General features: G+C 73.8%; 14 protein-coding genes and 1 tRNA gene. 4 read left to right on the forward strand and 11 right to left on the reverse strand.

Annotated features, from left to right (window positions below; genetic code table 11):
• Position 1: 1 nt before the first annotated feature.
• On the reverse strand, positions 2-1,441 hold the full coding sequence (locus ACXR8F_RS04955) for an adenylate/guanylate cyclase domain-containing protein (RefSeq protein WP_458798998.1): 1,440 nt from the start codon (positions 1,439-1,441) through the stop codon (positions 2-4).
• Entirely contained in the window at positions 1,434-3,182 is a 1,749-nt protein-coding gene (locus tag ACXR8F_RS04960; RefSeq protein ID WP_458798999.1) for an NAD(P)/FAD-dependent oxidoreductase, read from the reverse strand. Before ACXR8F_RS04960 ends, ACXR8F_RS04955 begins: the two co-directional genes overlap by 8 nt.
• A gap of 138 nt (positions 3,183-3,320) precedes the next feature.
• On the opposite strand from ACXR8F_RS04960, the gene ACXR8F_RS04965 reads away from it, so the two are divergent.
• Together ACXR8F_RS04965 and ACXR8F_RS04970 are read left to right on the forward strand one after the other, a co-directional pair.
• The gene (locus ACXR8F_RS04965; RefSeq protein WP_458799000.1) at positions 3,321-4,571 is read left to right on the forward strand and encodes a cysteine desulfurase-like protein; all 1,251 of its coding nucleotides are present in this window, start codon (positions 3,321-3,323) and stop codon (positions 4,569-4,571) included.
• Positions 4,568-5,065, forward strand: a complete 498-nt coding sequence (locus ACXR8F_RS04970) for a DUF427 domain-containing protein (RefSeq protein WP_458799001.1) — start codon at positions 4,568-4,570, stop codon at positions 5,063-5,065. Before ACXR8F_RS04965 ends, ACXR8F_RS04970 begins: the two co-directional genes overlap by 4 nt.
• Positions 5,066-5,359: 294 nt before the next feature.
• On the opposite strand, the gene ACXR8F_RS04975 is transcribed toward ACXR8F_RS04970, so the two are convergent.
• Genes ACXR8F_RS04975 through ACXR8F_RS04985 form a run of 3 tightly spaced genes read right to left on the reverse strand, consistent with a single transcriptional unit; the run spans position 5,360 to position 9,434 of the window.
• Positions 5,360-5,839: a metallophosphoesterase family protein gene (locus ACXR8F_RS04975; protein WP_458799002.1), complete on the reverse strand. Its 480-nt coding sequence runs from the start codon at positions 5,837-5,839 to the stop codon at positions 5,360-5,362.
• A gap of 11 nt (positions 5,840-5,850) precedes the next feature.
• On the reverse strand, positions 5,851-6,789 hold the full coding sequence (locus ACXR8F_RS04980) for an FAD binding domain-containing protein (RefSeq protein ID WP_458799003.1): 939 nt from the start codon (positions 6,787-6,789) through the stop codon (positions 5,851-5,853).
• Entirely contained in the window at positions 6,786-9,434 is a 2,649-nt protein-coding gene (locus tag ACXR8F_RS04985) for a molybdopterin-dependent oxidoreductase (RefSeq protein ID WP_458799004.1), read from the reverse strand. Before ACXR8F_RS04985 ends, ACXR8F_RS04980 begins: the two co-directional genes overlap by 4 nt.
• A gap of 134 nt (positions 9,435-9,568) precedes the next feature.
• On the opposite strand from ACXR8F_RS04985, the gene ACXR8F_RS04990 reads away from it, so the two are divergent.
• Complete coding sequence (locus ACXR8F_RS04990) at positions 9,569-10,513, forward strand: 2-dehydropantoate 2-reductase (protein ID WP_458799005.1); 945 nt, start codon at positions 9,569-9,571, stop codon at positions 10,511-10,513.
• A gap of 14 nt (positions 10,514-10,527) precedes the next feature.
• On the opposite strand, the gene ACXR8F_RS04995 is transcribed toward ACXR8F_RS04990, so the two are convergent.
• Positions 10,528-11,274: a matrixin family metalloprotease gene (locus ACXR8F_RS04995; RefSeq protein WP_458799006.1), complete on the reverse strand. Its 747-nt coding sequence runs from the start codon at positions 11,272-11,274 to the stop codon at positions 10,528-10,530.
• A gap of 285 nt (positions 11,275-11,559) precedes the next feature.
• On the opposite strand from ACXR8F_RS04995, the gene ACXR8F_RS05000 reads away from it, so the two are divergent.
• Positions 11,560-12,267 (forward strand): M50 family metallopeptidase, encoded by a 708-nt coding sequence (locus tag ACXR8F_RS05000; RefSeq protein ID WP_458799007.1) that lies wholly within the window; start codon positions 11,560-11,562, stop codon positions 12,265-12,267.
• Between the two features lie 68 nt (positions 12,268-12,335).
• Here the strand turns inward: ACXR8F_RS05000 and ACXR8F_RS05005 are convergent, their stop codons facing one another.
• The 5 genes from ACXR8F_RS05005 to ACXR8F_RS05025 all read right to left on the reverse strand — a co-directional run bounded on the left by ACXR8F_RS05005 (position 12,336) and on the right by ACXR8F_RS05025 (position 16,392).
• Positions 12,336-12,998, reverse strand: a complete 663-nt coding sequence (locus tag ACXR8F_RS05005; RefSeq protein WP_045188931.1) for an LON peptidase substrate-binding domain-containing protein — start codon at positions 12,996-12,998, stop codon at positions 12,336-12,338.
• Positions 12,999-13,024: 26 nt separating this feature from the next.
• Positions 13,025-14,110, reverse strand: coding sequence for a serine/threonine-protein kinase (locus ACXR8F_RS05010; RefSeq protein WP_458799008.1), 1,086 nt, complete (start codon positions 14,108-14,110; stop codon positions 13,025-13,027).
• Between the two features lie 425 nt (positions 14,111-14,535).
• Positions 14,536-14,958, reverse strand: coding sequence for a hypothetical protein (locus tag ACXR8F_RS05015; protein WP_458799009.1), 423 nt, complete (start codon positions 14,956-14,958; stop codon positions 14,536-14,538).
• 446 nt (positions 14,959-15,404) lie between these two features.
• Positions 15,405-15,487, reverse strand: a tRNA-Leu gene (locus ACXR8F_RS05020).
• A gap of 86 nt (positions 15,488-15,573) precedes the next feature.
• Positions 15,574-16,392: an NAD-dependent epimerase/dehydratase family protein gene (locus ACXR8F_RS05025; RefSeq protein WP_458799010.1), complete on the reverse strand. Its 819-nt coding sequence runs from the start codon at positions 16,390-16,392 to the stop codon at positions 15,574-15,576.
• Positions 16,393-16,426 lie beyond the last annotated feature (34 nt).

A 16,426-nucleotide genomic window follows, 5' to 3' on the forward strand; every position in this document is an offset into this window, starting at 1 on the left:
CTCACGTCCGGTCGTCGGGGAGGGCACGCAGCACGTACGCCTCGACCGGCTCCCCCTTGCCCTTGAGGTCGAGCGGCCCCAGGGGCTCGACCACCGCGCCGGGCAGCAGCGCGAGGGTGTCGGCCGTGACGGCGACGCCCCCGACCGGCGCCTGCCCCTCGATGCGCGACGCGACGTTCACGGCGTCGCCGATGACCGTGTGCGTGCGCCCGCCCGCTCCGCCGAGAACGCTGACGACCACCTCGCCGCTGTTGACCCCGACCCGGAACCGCGGCCACCCGGGGTGTGCCTCGGCGATGCGGGCCGTCTCGACCTGCAGGTCCAGCCCGGCCTGCGCGGCGCGGCGGGCGTGGTCGGGCTGGTCGCCGAGCCGGTTGAAGGTGGCCATGATCGCGTCGCCGATGAGGCGGTCGACGGTGCCGCCGTGCCGCCTGACGACGGCCGGGATGGCGACGGAGAAGTACGCGTTGAGCATGTCGGTCACCTCCGCGGCGTCGTGCTGCTCGGAGAAGGTGGTGAAGCCCTTGAGGTCGGCGAAGAGGATCGTCATCTCGCGCCGCCCGGCGAGCGTGTCTGCGGTGTAGAGATCGGCGTAGCGCTCCTCGTGCCAGGACTGCTGCGCGCCCCACGCGACGAGCACGAAGGCGACGAGCATGAGCACGTGCCACTCCCACCACGAGTAGCGCCAGTTCGGGGCGACCACGATCGCGACCATGGCCTCGGCGAGCAGCACCATCGAGGCCGCCATCGCGGCGGGGAGCAGCCCCCCGCGACGGAGCCACAAGCGTACGTAGGTGACGGCCGCGACGGCGTAGAGCACGACCGCGACGGCACCCACCGCGACCATCGGCGGCTCGGTCGACGCCGGGCCGGGACCCTCACCGAAGGGTGGCAGACGCAGCAGCGACAGGACTCCCCACGCCGCCATCCCGACGAGCAGCGCCACACGCAGCAGCCGGGCCTGCCGCATCTCCGCAGCTGCCCGGGCGGCGTCGACCTCACGCACCGACGCGACGGCGAAGAGCGAGCCGAGCGCGATGCCGACAGGGGTGGCGAGGTTGAAGCCGGCCGACGCCGCGTCGAGCAGCATGTGCGGTGTCGCGAGGGCGTGCAGGCCGAGGAAGCCGGCCGACGCGAGGAAGGCGAGCGACACGTACATGACGCGCACGTCGCCGCGCCGCACCGCCGCGGCACCCGTCCCGTATGCCGTCACCGCACTGAGCACGGCCGCGCCGAGCACCAGCCAGAAGTGCGTCGAGTCGTGCTGCCACTGGTGGTCGAGTCCGCCCGAGGCACGCAGCACTCCGAGTCCGACGAGTGGGAGCACGAGGGCGACGGCACCGAGGGCCAGGTGGCGACGCGCCCGCCCGGTTGCTGCGGCTGGGCTCGTTCCGCCGGTCGGGGTGGGTGCTCGCGGGCCCCCTGCCGTGTGCTCAGCCACGCCCCTCGGCCTCCGTCAACGCGAGGTACTGGTGCACCTCCGACACGACGACCGAGCCCTCGCCGACGGCCGAGGCGACGCGCTTGACCGACCCCGAACGGACGTCACCGACGGCGAAGAGGCCGGGCAGTGAGGTCTCGTGCGCGCACGGCGGGCGCTCGAGCGGCCACACCCCTGCCTCGCGCACGTCGGAGCCGGTGAGCACGAAGCCCCACCGGTCGCGCACCACCGACTCGGGCAGCCACGACGTGTGCGGCTCCGCGCCGATCATGACGAAGAGGCCGTCGGCCGGGAGGGTGCGTCGCTCCCCGGAGGTGCGGTCGGCGACGACGACCTCGGCCAGCCAGCCGTCCCCGCTGCCGTCGACGACCTCGGCGTTCGGGACGACCGTGATCGTCGGCGACGCCTCGATCTCGTCGACGAGATAGCGCGACATGGTCGCCGACAGGTCCGGGGTGCGCACGACGATCGCGACGTCCGCGGCATACCGCTGCAGGTGCAGGGCCGCCTGGCCGGCCGAGTTGCCGCCGCCGACGATCACGGTGTGCGCGCCGGTGAGACCGTGCGCCTCGGAGACGTTGGCGCCGTAGTAGACGCCCGACCCCGTCAGCGCCTCGAGGGCCGGCACGCCGAGGCGGCGGTAGGCGACGCCCGTGGCGAGCAGGACGGCCCGCGCGCGCACCTCGCCGACGTCAGAGACCGTCGCGCGGAACCGGGGCACGCCGGCCCCGTCGGGCCGCGCCTCCGGCTGGACCGCCGTCACCCGGCGGGTGAGCACGAAGCGGGCCCCGAAGACCCATGCCTGCTGGAAGCCGCGCTGCGCGAGCTCAGCGCCGGACAGGCCCCGCGAGAAGCCGAGGTAGTTGCGGATCAGCGAGCTCGTGCCGGCCTGACCGCCGAGCGCCTGCTCCTCGACGCAGACGACCGACAGCCCCTCCGACGAGCCGTAGACGGCGGCCGCGAGACCCGCCGGCCCGGCGCCGACGACGAGCAGGTCGACGTCCCGTATGCCGTCCTCGCCGTTCGGGCCGTCGCCGCCGAGGTCGGTGTCGATCCCCCAGGCCTGGCAGATCTCGACGTCGGTCGGGTCGAGCAGCAGCCGGCCTCCGATGGCGGCGAGCCAGATGACGAGCGGGCCGTCGGTCTGCGTCGGGTCAGGCGCCCCGACGGACCGGAGCACCGCGACGGCCTCAGGGGTGCCCCGGTCGAGGTACGCGTGCGGGATCCCGTTGCGGGTCAACAGGCTTCGCACTGCGTGCCCGCGAGGGTCCCGGGCCGCGCCCACGACGACGACCTCGCGGCGCCGGTTCTCCACGGTGCGCGACCACACCTGCACGAACTCCGAGACGGTGCGGCAGAAGAGCTCGTCGGGCGAGCTCCACGGCTCGAGCACGTAGTAGTTGATGTCGCCCTGCGACATGCCGCGCAGGATCTCGTCGGCCGTGCGCCGGTCGGCCCACGCACGCCAGGGCACGAGGAGCGTGCGGGCGGCGTCGGGGTGGAGGGTGCGGACGTTGCGCAGCAGCTCCGCACCACTGATCTCGGGCAGCCACGGGTCGGCGAGGACGAGCGCCACAGGGTCGCCGCGCTGCGCCGCGAGCCGGAGCAGGTCGAGCGCGACGGTGCTGTCGGACTCGCCGCGCACCCGGAAGTCCGCGCCGAAGCGGCGGGCGAGCTCGCCCTCGGTGCGGGCCAGGGCGTCGAGGTCGGGGTCCACGACGAGGAGAAGAGGACGGGACACGAGGCACCCCTCTGGTTGCAGGGCAGGACGATGACAGCTGCGACCACCCCGCTTCCGACGGTAGGACGACCTGACGCCGCTCGGGGGCGAACGGCCGTTCCTGTGGCCGCGGCGAGGCGATGGGCGAGGATGGTGCGCATGGCACCCCCCGGCACCGAAGCCCCACCTGCCGCCGCGGCGTACGACGTCGATCGCATCCGCTGGCACTTTCCCGCGCTGCGCGAGGGCGCGGCGCACTTCGACGGCCCCGGCGGGTCCCAGGTGCCCGACTCCGTGGCCACGGCCGTCGTCGAGACCCTGACCTCGGCCATCTCCAACCGCGGCACCGTGACCGCAGCCGAGCGGCGCGCCGACCGCATCGTCGTCGAGGCCAGGGCCGCGATGGGCGACCTGCTGGCCGCCGACCCGGCCGGCGTGGTGTTCGGCCGGTCGGCGACCGAGCTGACCTTCCACCTCGCCCGCACGATCGCCAAGGACTGGGGGCCCGGCGACGAGGTCGTCGTCAGCCGCCTCGACCACGACGCGAACGTGCGCCCGTGGGTGCTCGCCGCCGAGGCGACGGGCGCGACGGTCCGCTGGGCCGACTTCGACACCGAGACGGGCGAGCTCGACCCGAGCGTCTTCGCTGCGATCGTCGACGACCGCACCCGGCTCGTCGCCGTCACCGCGGCGTCGAACCTCATCGGCACCCGCCCCGACCTGCCTGCCATCGCCGACGTCGCGCACGCCGCCGGCGCGCTCCTCTGGGTCGACGGCGTCCACGCCACCGCCCACATCGGCACCGACCTCGCTGCCAGCGGCGCCGACTTCTGGGTGTGCTCGCCCTACAAGTTCCTCGGGCCCCACCTCGGCGTGCTCGCCGCCTCACCCGCGCTGCTCGAGACGCTGCACCCGGCCAAGCTCGTCCCGTCGTCCGACGCCGTTCCCGAGCGCTTCGAGCTCGGCACCCTGCCCTACGAGCTGCTCGCCGGGACGGCCGCAGCCGTCGACTTCCTCGCCGACCTGGCGCAGCCCGACACCGCGGCCCCCCGCCGGGAGCGGCTCGTCGCGTCCTTCGCCGCCCTCGAGCAGCACGAGGACGGCCTCCTCACCACGCTGGAGGCGCGGCTGCGCGCGATCCCCGGCCTGACGGCATACGGCAACGCGAAGCGACGCACCCCCACGCTCCTCGTCAACGTCGAGGGGCACGACCCGCAGGACCTTCGGGTCAGGCTCGCCGAGCGTGGGGTCAACGCGCCCGCGGGCAGCTTCTACGCGTGGGAGTGCAGCCACCACCTCGGGCTCGGCGCTGCCGGTGGCCTGCGGATGGGTCTCGCGCCCTACACGAACGCCGAGGACGTCGACCGCCTGGCGACCGGCCTCGAGGAGATCTGCGGGGCCGCGCGATGAGCCGGCCCGTCCCGTTGCCGCCCGGCCCCGGTCAGGAGTCCGTGTGGGACTACCCGCGCCCGCCCGCGGTCGAGCCGACCGGCGAGCTCGTCGAGGTGGTGCTCGGCGGTGACGTCGTCGCCTCGACCCGCGCCGCCCTCCGGCTGCTCGAGACGAGCCACCCGCCCACGTACTACCTGCCGCTCGACGCCTTCGCCGACGGCTCGCTCGTGCCGGTCGAGGGTCAGACGCACTGCGAGTGGAAGGGGCAGGCCTCCTACTTCGACGTCGTCGGCGGTGGACGGCGGGCGCCGCGTGCCGCCTGGCACTACCCCGATCCCGTGCCCGCGTATGCCGTGCTGCTGGGTCACGTCGCCGTCATGCCCGGCCTCGTCGACGAGTGCCGCGTCGACGGCGAGCGGGTGCGCCCGCAGGAAGGCGGCTTCTACGGCGGGTGGATCACCGACCGCGTCGTCGGCCCGTTCAAGGGAGTGCCCGGCTCCTGGGGTTGGTGACGCACCCGACCCATCCCCCAGTCGAGTGCCCACTTTCCGACGCAGCGCACCCACCCTCCAGGTCGAGTGCCTCTTCTCCCACACCACTGGGCCCGAGCCTCCTCACTCCCCTCCCGTCGAGTGCCCACTTTCCGACCGGAAACTGAGCACTCGACAGGCCGGCGGCGTGGGAACTGAGCACTCGACAGGCCGGCAGCGTGGGGAACTGGGCACTCGACGGGGAGTGGGTCAGATCAGCGTCCAGTGCTCACTTCCCGACGTCGGGAAGTGAGCACTCGATGGGGTGAGTGGGCGTCAGCGGGGCAGCTCGTGGATGTGGGCGTCGACGAGGCCGCCGTCACGCAGGTCGAGCACCGCGTAGGTGCCCGCCGGCTGGCGGCGACGGTCGGTGGGTGAGCCCGGGTTGAGGATGCGCACACCGTCCCCGGTCTCGTCGAGCGGGATGTGCGAGTGGCCGAAGACGACGAGGTCGGCGTCGGGGAACTGTCGCCGCAGCCGTGCGGTGCGACCCTGCTTCTGGCCGCTGTCGTGGACCATGCCGACGCGCACTCCATCGAGCTCGATCTCGAGCGTCTCGGGCGCACCCCACTCGGCCACCTCGGGCACGTCGTTGTTGCCCATGACGACGTGGACCGGTGCGTGGGCCGCCAGGAGGTCGAGCACGTCGGGCGTGCACACGTCGCCGGCGTGGAGGATGACGTCGGCCCGCTCCAGCTCGGGCAGCAGCGCGGGCGGGCAGCCCTTCCACCGCCGCGGGCTGTGCGTGTCCGACACGACGAGCACCCTCACGAGGCGACGCGCTCCAGCACCTCACGCACCACGCCCTCGACGAGCTCGATCTTGTAGCCCGTCTCGGGCAGGGGGCTGGCGCCCTGCGTCGCAGCAGCGGCGGCTGCGTCCACGACGTCGTCGCCCAGCGTCGAGCCGACGACGAGGTCCTCGACCGCGCTGAGCCGCAACGGGGTCGGGGCGACACCGCCGATGGCGAGGCCACACTGCGTCACCCGACCCGCATCGTCGCGCACGACCCTGCAGACCGCCTCGGCGAGCGGCCACTCCGCCTCGAACCGGCTGATGGCCCGGAAGTACGCTGCCCGCTCACCCGCCACCGGAGGCGGCAGCACCACCCTCGTCAGCACCTCGTCGTCGGCGAGCAGGTGGTCGCGTCTCGGGTCGGAGCCGTCGCCGAGGACGTCACCCACCGACAGGCCGTCACGCTGCGTCGTGTCGACGGTGGCGGCATACGTGAGCAGGGCCATCGCGAGGGACGACGGGTGCGGGTGGACGCAGGGCGCCGTGTCGAAGACGTTGCCGTAGAGGTGGCGCCCGTCGCGCGCCGGGCAGCTGTCGCCGCCGGACTTGAAGCACGACGTGTGCGGGTGGCGGAAGTACCAGCAGCGGGTGCGCTGCAGCAGGTTGCCGCCGACCGTGGCCATCGCGCGCACCTGCGGGGTGGCGAGGCCGGCCGCAGTCAGCGCGAGCGCCGGGTAGTCGTGGGCGAGCTCGCGGGCGACAGTGGCGACGGTCGTCCCCGCACCGATGGTGGTGCCGGCGTCGGCGCGCTCGATGCCGGCGAAGCCGGGGACGCCGGTGAGGTCGAGGACGTGGGGCGTCGCGCCCGTCGTGCGCAGCCGCTCCTGCAGGTCGGTGCCGCCAGCCCGGTAGACGAAGTCGCCTGTGCCGTCAGGACGCTCGTCGTATGCCGTGAGGATCGTGACGCTCATCGAGCCACCCCCGTGCGCAGCCCCTCGAGCACCCGGTCGGGACGGATCGGGAGGGCCAGCGGACGCCAACCCGTGGCGTTGAAGACGGCGTTGCCCACCGACGCGGCCGGGCTGATCGTCGCCACCTCACCGAGGCCCACGCCCCCGCCCGGTACGCGGTCCCAGCCGTCCTCGTGGAAGTGGATGTCGATCTCGGGGGTGTCGCCGAGCTGCGGGATGCGGTAGTCCTCGAGGTTGGCGGTCAGGGTGAGGCCGGTGTGCGGGTCGAGCACCTGGTTCTCGTAGAGCGCGAGGCCGATGCCCTGGATGACCGAGCCCTCGCACTGGCTGCGGGCCAGCACCGGCGCATGGATGCGACCGACGGCGATGCCGCCGTGCACGCGCAGCACCCGGGTCCTGCCGGTGCGGGTGTCGACCTCCACCTCGGTGACGTGGACCGCCGCCGAGAAGCCACGCCCGATCTGGATGCCGTTCATCGTGATCGGGACGGCGCGCAGGCCACGGTCCCCGCCGCGTTTCGCCGACGCGGAGGCACCGTCGGGCGCGGCGGCGAGGTCGCGGCCGACCCGGTCGCGCAGGGTCGTCGCGGCCTCCACCGCGGCCGACCACAGCGAGACGGTGGTGCGGCTGCCGCCCGACGCGGGGCCGTGCGAGGTGCCGGCGTGCGAGCGCCCGAGGCGGACGTCGACCTCGGTGGGGTCGACGCCGAAGACGCCTGCCACGGCCCGGGCGACGACGGTGCGGCTGCCGGTGCCCATGTCCTGGCTGGCGGTCGAGGCCACGAGCCTGCCGTCGTCGACCGAGACGACGACCTCGCAGTCGGGGTCGACGAGGTAGATCCAGTTGCCCGTCGCGACACCGACCCCGCGCCGGAAGCGCCCCGACCCACTGCCGGTCGCCGGCCGCTGCTGCCAGATGGGCAGCTCACCGGCCCAGCGGTAGAGGGCTTGCCGTTTCTGGTTGCCGTCCCACTGCGCCCGCAGCGCGATCGGGTCGCGACCGGTGCGGTGGGCGAGCTCGTCGACGGTCGACTCGAGCGCCCACGCGCTCGTGGGGCCGCCGGGCCCGCGGAACGGGGCACCCGGTGGTGCGTTGGTCACGACGTCGACGTCGCGGGCCAGCCTGGGGGTGCGGCCGTACATGAGCATCGCGAGCGCCGCGACACTGTTGCCGACGGCGACGCCGGCGTGGCTCTCGGTGTCGACGGTGAGCGCCTTGACCGCCTGCGACCGGTCGTCGACGAGGAGCGAGACCTTGCTGCGGCTGCCGGGCCGGTTGCCCGTGCCGGTCAGCTCCTCGTGCCGGTCGAGCACGAGCCTCACCGGGCGCCGAGCGATGCGGCTGAGCGAGATGGCGCCGATCGCCTCCATCGTGAGGCTCAGCTTGGCGCCGAACCCACCGCCCACGTACTCCGCGACGACCTCGACCTCGGCGGCGTCGAGCCCGAAGTGGCGGGCGATCTCGGCGCGCATGACGTCGACGCCCTGGGTGCTGAGCCACACGCGCAGGTGCTGCGGGTCGCTCCAGTCGGCGACGCACGCGTGCGGCTCGAAGGCGGTGTGCACCTGCACGCCGGTGCGCAGCTCGAGCTCGACGAGGCCGGCCGGACCGGGGCCGTCGACCCCCGAAGGCGCTGCGGGTCCGGCTGACGTGGTGGTGCTGCTCGACCGCGCCGACGCGATGCGCCGCTTGGCCAGGGTGCCGAGCACCGGCGTACGCGCTGGGCCGTGACGGTTGCCGTCCCACGGCGCGGGCATCGACCCGCCCTCGCCGGCGCTCGGGGCCGACTTGCGGTCGGCGCGCGTCGCGTAGACCTGCGGGGCGCCGGGACGCACCGCCTCGTCGGGATCGACGACGAACGGCTGTGGCGTCATCCTGACGTCGAGCTCGCGGGCGAGCCGACGCGCCTCGGCCGGCGACTCCGCCGCGACGACCGCGATGGGCTGCCCGGCCCACCGCACGCGCCGGTCGCCCGGGCCCTCCTGGGCCAGCAGGTCGACTCCGACGACGCCCGGCGGGAAGGTGATCGGCCCGACGATGCCCGCGGCGACGTCGGAGCGACGGAACGCGGCGTGCAGCATCCCGGGCAGGCTGACGTCGGTGGTGTAGACGGCCGAGCCGGTGACCTTCGCCGGAGCGTCGACGCGCTCGACGGTGCCTGCGCCGTCGTGCTCGCCCCGACAGGCTGCCGCCACGGCGCGGAAGATCCCCTCGTAGGCGCCGCACCGACAGAGGTGCCCCGCGAGCGCTTCCGCGATGGTGGCGCGGTCGGGCTCAGCGGTGCCGTGCTCGGTGCGCCACCGGTCGTGGAAGGCGACCGCGTCGACGATGAATCCCGGTGTGCAGTAGCCGCACTGGAGTCCGTCATGGTGCGCGAACGCGCGCTGCATGGGGTGCAGGTCGTCGCCGTCGGCGATGCCCTCGACCGTCGTGACGGCCGCATCGCGCAGCCGGGTGGCCGGGGTGAGGCACCCGAGCACGGGCTCCCCGTCGACGAGGATCGTGCACGCGCCGCAGACGCCGCTGCCGCACACGAGCTTCGTGCCGGTGAGCCCCAGCCGGTCGCGCACGACCTCGACGGCTGCCTCCGTGCCGTCGACCTCGACGACCCGTGACTCGTCGTTGACCGTGGTGGTGAGCTCCATGAGGCCTCCTCCGGCTGCGTCCCGGCGGAGGGCTCGAGACGGTCCAGTGGCGACGCTACCTCCCGACCCGCACCGGGCGCGATGATGTCGTCGAGGGCTCCGAACGCGTGCCCGGGGAACGAGGAGGCGCGGTCATGCGCATCGCAGTGCTGGGCACGGGTGGGATCGGCGGCTACTTCGGCGGGCGTCTCGCGGCGTCCGGCCACGACGTCACGTTCGTCGCGCGTGGCGCTCACCTCGAGGCGATCCGCGACCGGGGGCTGCAGGTGGCGAGCGTCGCCGGGGACTTCACCGTGCATCCGGCGAGCGCCACGGACGACCCGACGCGTGTGGGCACCGTCGACGCGGTGCTGCTCGCGGTCAAGACGTGGCAGATGGCTCCGGTGCTCGAGACGCTGCCGTCGCTGGTCGGTGCGACCACGGCGGTGGTGACGACGCAGAACGGGGTCGAGGCGCCGGACCAGGTCGCCGCCGTCGTCGGGCGCGGCGCGGTGCTGCCCGGCATCGCCAAGATCTTCGCCTTCATCGACGGCCCCGGACGGATCACCCACGCCGGAGGCCCGGCGTCGCTGGCGTTCGACGAGTGGGAGCCCGACATGGGCGCGACGGGCCGGCCTTCCGAGCGGGTGCAGCGCCTCCGCGAGGCGGTGGCGGCATCGGGTGCCGCGTCACCGGTGCCCGATGACATCTGGGCCGAGCTGTGGTCGAAGATGCTCATGGTCGTGCCGTTCGGCGGCCTGGGCGCTGCCCTCGCAGCCACCCTCGGCCAGCTGCGCGAGGACCCGGACCGGCGGGCGCTGCTCCGCGACGCGATGCGCGAGGTCGAGGCGCTGGCCCGGGCACGCGGCATACGACTCCCGGAGAAGGTGGTCGATGGCACGATGGCGTTCGTCGACGACCAGCCGGCCGACGCCACGACGTCCCTCCAGCGAGACCTGCTCGAGGGCAGGCCGTCGGAGCTCGACGCCTGGACCGGCGCGGTCGTGCGCCTCGCGGCCGAGTCGGGCGTCGACGTGCCGGTGCACCGGCTGCTGCTCGAGGTGCTCCGGAGCCGGCACCCCGACGCGCTGCCCGACTGAGGCCGGACCCGGTCTCAGAGGTCGGGTCGGCAGGCCCCACGTCCGAGGATCGCCAGGCCCCGGCGGTCACCGTCCGCGGGCCCGTCGACGGCCCCACCCGACTCCGACATCAGCTGCGAGCCGTCGGAGACGTGGTTGAGCCCGATGACGTGCCCGATCTCGTGCTCGACCACCGCGCGGGCGGAGTCGCGGCGACCCGCTCGCAGCAGTCCCGTCATCGCGTCACGGTCGAGCCACACCGAGCCGGAGACGTAGACGAGGACGCCGTCCTCGGCGGCCCGCGGCGTGCTGCCTCCGAGACCGATCGTGCTCCCGGCGAGGCGCGGCACCTGCTCGGGCGTCGCGAAGGAGATGTAGACGGGCGCCCACCGGTCGCCGTAGCGGCCGGGCTGGTACGGGTCGCGCTCCGGGGTCGCCGGCTCGTCGGTGAAGCCGTCGTCGACGAACCGGAGGCCGCTCGCCTCCGACATCGTCGCCACGGCCTCGCGCACGAGCGCGTCGCCACCGTCGGGCAGGCCCTCCGTGGCGATCGTGAAGTGGATGGGACGGCACGGGTCGTACGCGACCGGCTCGGTGCCGTCGGCCTGCATCCGCATGAAGGTGTAGCCACCACGGCCGCCCGGGGACGCCGGCGGCGCGCCCAGCGGCGCCTGCGCGGCACCGATGCCCGCCGGCGGCGCGTCGGCGCCCAGCCCGAGGCGGGAGTCGAGTGGCCGCGCCTGCCACAGCCACACCGGCAGCGCCACCACGAGGAGCACCACGGCGGCGAACCCGAGCCATCGCCGGTGGCGTGGTCGGCGGGGGCCCAGCGGACCGCGCGGGGCGTCTGGCCTGCCGCCCTCCGCCCGATGGCGGCCTGGCGGCCGGGCAGCGCGGACGAAGGACCCCTGAACCATGCCCAGCATGCTGCCGTGAACCACCTGTCCTGTCGCCTCGAGACCGGTTCGCCCCCGAGATCCGGCGGCCGGTCGACGACTCGGCCTGTCCCGTACCCACCGGACGCCCACCTCAGGCGCGCACAAGCGCGTGGGCTAGGTTCGGCGCTCGTGAACTGGTTCGAGGCAGTCCATGACCGGGTGGTGCCGGCCACCGGCGACGTCGCGCTCGCGGCGCCCCGCCTCGTCGTCGTGCTCGCCGTCGCGCTCGTGCTCATCGTCGTCGAGCCGCTCTGGCGGATCGTCCGTCTCGCGGTGACCCTCGTGCACGAGCTCGGGCACGCGGTCGTCGGGGTGCTGGTCGGGCGGCAGTTCACCGGATTCGTGCTGCGCGGCGACATGTCGGGTCACGCCGTCACGCGCGGTCCCGTACGCGGCCCCGGCCGGGTCGCGTCGACGTGGGCCGGCTACCCCATGCCCGCGCTGATCGGTGCCGGGATGGTCTGGGCGGCCGGTCGAGGCTGGTCCGCGCCCCTCGTGACCGCAGGTCTCGCCGTGCTGCTCTTCGCCCTGGTGCGGGTGCGCTCGGCACTGACGGTGGTCGTCATGGTCGTGGCCATCGCCGGCTCGGCGGCGCTGTGGTGGTGGCGTGACGACGCCCTGCAGCCGCAGGTGCTCGTCGGCCTCGGCGTCGTGCTCCTCGTGGGCGCCTGGCGTCACCTCGGCGCGGTGCTCAAGGACCGCAGCCGAGGCAGCGACCCGGGCGTCCTCGCCTCGCTGACCCGCCTGCCCCGCCTCGTCTGGAACGGCTCGTTCGTGGTCGTGTGCGGCCTGGCGACGTGGGTCGTCGTCACGGAGATGGTCCACACCCTGGCCTGACCCGTCGGGAACGAGCACTCGACCGAGACCCTCCTCGTCGAGTGCTCACTTCCCGACGGCAGGACGGCTCAGTTGAGACCGAAGGGCGGGAGCGCCGGCGGGGCCACGGCGCCCAGCGTGGCCGCGAACTCGTTCTCGCGCCGCACCAGCTGAAGGCCCAGGCGCAGGCGCGACGCCGTGTCGGTGCACTCGAGGAGGCGCTGCCGGTCGGCCACGTCGAGGCTGACGACGTCAGGCACGGCATACGCGAGCATGCGAGGGTCGGTGGGCAGCTCGGCCGGCTCGGGCTCCTTGCCCAGCGCAGTGCCGAAGGCCGCGAGCTCGGTGCGCAGTGCGGTGGCCAGCGCCTCGAGCCTCGACCCGTCGGCGCCGTCCGCCTCGGTCAGCCAGGTGACGCGGGCCGTCGCGTACGGGGTGCCGGCCGTGGCGTCGACACCGTCGAGGTGGAAGCGGTCGGTGCCCTCGGAGACGATGAAGAAGCGCTCACCCTCCAGGGCGGCCGCCTGGGTGAGCAGCGCACCGCACCCGATGGGGTGCAACGCCCGGACCGCGTCGTCGCCGACCTCGAAACCCTCCCGGATGGCGACGACGCCGAAGACGGGCGGGCGCTCGTCCTGGCCGCCCAGCAGGTCCTGGAGCAGCTGCACGTAGCGCGGCTCGAAGATCTGCAGCGGGAGCTTCGCCCCGGGCATCAGCACCGTGGCCAGCGGGAAGATCGGCAGCGTCGCCATCCGCCCCTCCACTCGCGGGTGGGCCCTCAGGCCCCGCGGGCGGTGTCCTCACGCTCGGACGGGAGGGGCGTCGACGTCGGCGTGGCCATCGCCCGGGTCGGCTCTAGGCCGTCGTCATCGGTCGCGCTGCCGGTCGGACGGGCGTCGTGCTTCGGCGCCTCCGTGGCGCCGGCGCTGCCGACCGCTGCGCCCGTGTTGTGGGCGACCTCCTCGGCGAGCTCCTCGACGTTCTCGATCATGTCGGCGGGGGAGCCGTTGATGGCGGTCGCGAGGCCCAGCGCGAGGCCACGCAGCTCCTGGTCACCCATGCCCAGGCGCACGGCCACGGATGCCGCATTGGCGGGGCGCTGCTCGGGGTCCTTCTCGAGGCACTCGGTGATGAGGTCGCGGAGGTCCTCCGGCACGGTGTCGGGCAGCGGCGGGGGCGGCTCGTTGACATGGCTGAGGGCTGTCGCGATCGGGGTGCCGCGGTCGAAGGGTCGCTGCCCGACGAGCATCTCGTGGGCCACGACACCGAGGGCGTAGAGGTCGCTCGCGCCGGTCGCCGCGTGCCCCAGCGCCTGCTCGGGGCTGATGTAGTTCGGGGTGCCGAGCATCTCGCCGTGCTGCGTGTGGCCGGACGCGTCGAGCGCGCGGGCGATGCCGAAGTCGGTCAGCTTCACCAGCCCGTCCTCGCGGACCATGATGTTCGCCGGCTTGATGTCGCGGTGCACGACCCTGGCCTCGTGCGCGACGCCGAGCGCCAGCGCCGCCTGACCCATGATCGAGCGCACCTCGTGCGGCGGCAGCGGCCCCCGCTTGTTGAGGATCGCCGACAGCGGCTCGCCCTCGACGAGCTCCATGACGAGGAACGCGAGGCCCTCGTCCTCGCCGTAGTCGAAGACGGTCGCGATGTTCGTGTGCATGAGGGCCGCCGAGTGCACGGCCTCGTCGCGGAACCGCAGGGCGAAGAGGCGCTCGTGGTCGGTGTCGGGACGCATGATCTTGACGGCCACGTGCCGCTGGAGCACGTCGTCGGTGCCGCGCCACACGTCGGCCATCCCACCCGAGGCGATGCGGCTCTCGAGGCGGTAGCGGTCGCCGAGGACGAAGCCTTCCTGGAGTCGGTTCATGTCAGGGGGCACCTGGGCCTTTCGGACGGAAGGTGCGCGTCGTGTGACATCTGAGAGGCCTTCGTCAGCGGTCATCGTACGGGACCCGGCGGCTGGATCGAGCATTCGTCGACCAGTCGTGGGAATGGTCTGGGGATCGTTCTGCGTCGTGACCGACCCCCCGGGCCACGGCTCCCGCCTACATACCCCTGTCCCGCGCACACGAACCACCGAGCCCACCTCTTTTCGCACGATTCGACCACCCCCGGGGTGCCCACGGGTGCCCGTGCGGGCCCCGCACCGTGGCCACGCGACGTGGCCCGGCGGCATACGGGAGCCGTATGCCGCCGGGCCGGTGGGGAGGCGTCGTCGCAGGTGGGGGAGCCCGCGGTCTCAGGCGAGTCGTGCGGTCAGGCGCGGCAGGCCGGTGGTGCCGGTCCTGTGGGTCAGGCCGGGCGGGCCGGGCGACGCCGGCTCGCGACGACGAGAGCCACGCCACCGGCGATCACGGCCGCGGTCGCCGCACCGATGCCGATGACCGGCAGGTTCGTCGGCTGGGCGAGCGGGACGGTGATCTTCGGCGCCGCGGGCACGGCTGGAGCGGCCGGGAGGTTGCGCTCGACGGCGTTGACCGAGCCGGGGCCGCCCTTCTTCGGGAAGAGGTGGGCATCACGACACTGGCCGATCGTCCCACCGCCCATGTAGAGGCAGTTCGACGGAGGCGACGGCACGGGCTCGGGGCCCGGCTCGATGGGGCTCTGCGCGAGCGCCGGGCCGGCGAGAGCCAGCGAGAGCACCGCGGAGGCACCGAGCGCGGCCGCGGAACGGCGACCCCGGCCCGAGGTGGTGATGGAGGACGAACTGGACATGTGGCGCTCCCTTCTGGGAGGAGAGTGGTCCCGCACCGGTCGCGCCTGACCGTGATCCCATCCCCCTGGTGCCGCGCCCTCAGGAAGGTCCTTCGGGTTCCGGCCGGTGGTGATCGAAGCGGGTGACAGGCAGAGGCCCCGGTGCACGGTGCAGATACCGGTTCGCTTGCTCCACAGCCGAACTCGCGGGCTTTCCCGTAGGACAACCCCGACCAACGCGGAGGATGCGGGCCGCGCCGCGCTGCGGTCGTCAACGTCCCGACTCGCGAAAGGGCCCCGACCTTGTAGGTCGGGGCCCTCTTCTTCACGCGTGCGCGAGGGGGGAGCCGTCGCCTCCGCTTCGCTCCGGCTCCTCCCAAATCCGCCTGTTCCATACGCGTGAGGGAGAGGGCCCCACACGCGAAGAGGGCCCCGACCTTGTAGGTCGGGGCCCTCTTCCTCACGCGTGCGCGAGGGGGGATTTGAACCCCCACGCCCTTTCGGACACTGGCACCTGAAGCCAGCGCGTCTGCCGTTCCGCCACTCGCGCGTGACAAGGAGACAGTGTGGTGCATCCCCCACCAGATCGCCAAACCGGGACACGCGACGTCCCGCCAGGCGTACCCACCGAGCCGGTCAGCGGCCCCCGTGCGGCTCCCCGAGGCGGTAGTCGGGCTGCGTGAAACCCCCGCCGAGCAGGCCCGATCGAGACTCGGGCCCGGTGCCGTCTGCCGCGGCCCCTCGGGCGTACGCCTCGGCGTCGTCCTGCGGGTCGAAGCCGATCGCCAGCCCCTGCGAGAGGTCGACGAGCCGGTGCGTGTTGCGAGAGACACCCCAGACGACGCGGTGGCCGGTCGCGTCGGTCGTGAGCACGGCGAGCACCAGGCGGGTCATGTCGTCGGGCGAGAGCCAGCAGCACCGCGACGGCTGCCCGTGCGCGGCGTCGGCGAAGGTCATGATGCGAGCGCTCACGACGGTGATGCCGAACCGGGCGGCATACAGGGCGCCGAGCGCCTCGAGGGTCGCCTTGGTCACGCCGTAGTACGTGTCGGGCGCCGGGAGCGGCATCCCGTCGCGCAGCGCCGGCGAGTCGACGGGCACGAAGCCGGCCGCGTGCACCGAGCTGGCGAGCAGCAGGCGTGGCACCCCGGCGAGACGCACGGCCTCGCACACCGCGCGCGTGCCGTCGACGTTGACCGCGAGCAGGTCGGCCCACGACTGCTCGTCGGAGAAGGCGCCGAGGTGCACGACGAGGTCGGCGCCGGCGAACGCCTCGGCCTGGGCGCCGATGTCACGCAGGTCGCACGAGACGACGCGCTCGACCGCCATGTCGACGTCTGGCACCGGTACGCCCGCAGCCTCGCAGAGCACGAGCCGGTGTCCGGCAGCGCGCAGCCGCGGCCGGACGGCCGTCGCGATGCGCCCGGCCGCCCCGGTCAGCGCGAGAAGGGCCACGCGGACGGCATACCCGCTCGGGACGGCTGGTCGG

Source organism: Terrabacter sp. AAH1, assembly GCF_054456855.1.

Excerpts from the sequence above, each read along its gene's own strand:
- ACXR8F_RS04990 (WP_458799005.1), top strand. The coding sequence starts at position 9,569 with ATGCGCATCGCAGTGCTGGGCACGGGTGGGATCGGCGGCTACTTCGGC.
- ACXR8F_RS04985 (WP_458799004.1), bottom strand. The coding sequence starts at position 9,434 with ATGGAGCTCACCACCACGGTCAACGACGAGTCACGGGTCGTCGAGGTC.
- ACXR8F_RS05010 (WP_458799008.1), bottom strand. The coding sequence starts at position 14,110 with ATGAACCGACTCCAGGAAGGCTTCGTCCTCGGCGACCGCTACCGCCTC.
- ACXR8F_RS05015 (WP_458799009.1), bottom strand. The coding sequence starts at position 14,958 with ATGTCCAGTTCGTCCTCCATCACCACCTCGGGCCGGGGTCGCCGTTCC.
- ACXR8F_RS04970 (WP_458799001.1), top strand. The coding sequence starts at position 4,568 with ATGAGCCGGCCCGTCCCGTTGCCGCCCGGCCCCGGTCAGGAGTCCGTG.
- ACXR8F_RS05005 (WP_045188931.1), bottom strand. The coding sequence starts at position 12,998 with ATGGCGACGCTGCCGATCTTCCCGCTGGCCACGGTGCTGATGCCCGGG.
- ACXR8F_RS04980 (WP_458799003.1), bottom strand. The coding sequence starts at position 6,789 with ATGAGCGTCACGATCCTCACGGCATACGACGAGCGTCCTGACGGCACA.
- ACXR8F_RS04965 (WP_458799000.1), top strand. The coding sequence starts at position 3,321 with ATGGCACCCCCCGGCACCGAAGCCCCACCTGCCGCCGCGGCGTACGAC.